The sequence below is a fragment of the Flavobacterium rhizosphaerae genome, from assembly GCF_046000445.1.
GTDB classification, from domain to species: Bacteria; Bacteroidota; Bacteroidia; order Flavobacteriales; family Flavobacteriaceae; genus Flavobacterium; species Flavobacterium rhizosphaerae.
Genome location: NZ_JBELPZ010000047.1, coordinates 1 through 534, shown reverse-complemented (window position 1 = coordinate 534; position 534 = coordinate 1). Strand labels below are relative to the sequence as shown.

1 protein-coding gene is annotated in these 534 nt (G+C 49.4%); it reads left to right on the top strand.

Features of this window, described 5'->3' with window-relative positions; genetic code table 11:
• Window positions 1-534: PorP/SprF family type IX secretion system membrane protein (locus ABS766_RS16750; protein ID WP_408086343.1), on the top strand; the 534-nt coding region annotated here is incomplete at both ends.

The window sequence follows — 534 nt, the reverse complement described above, 5'->3', positions numbered from 1 at the left end:
GCGTATGCCGGTAGCAAAGACCACCTGGCCTTTGGATTGTTATACCGCAAACAATGGGTAGACATCCAGGATTCCCCTAGTACGGGTACCTTTAGCGGTCACAGCCCAGTTGGCAAGAATGTAGGCCTTGGCCTTTCTGCCATAGTGGACGAGATAGGCCCGGTACAGGAGAGCAATGTGTACGCGGACTTTTCGTACACGTTAAAGCTTGGAGGGGAGCACCGCCTGGCCCTTGGTTTAAAAGCGGGAGTTACGATGCACGATGTTGGCCTTTACAGTGATATAGGCAACGGTTATGTACCGGCCCCGGGCGACCCTGCCTTTAGTGAAAACGTAAACAATACGTACCTGAACATAGGTGCCGGCTTTTTTTACTATACAGAGAAATACTACCTGGCTTTTTCGGTACCCAACATGTTAAAGAGCAAACACCTTGATGTGCACCAGGGAGCAGAAAACCTGGAATTTGGTTCAGAGGTGTCGCACTACTTCTTAACGGGAGGTTATGTATTCCAGCTTAGCGACAATGTAAAG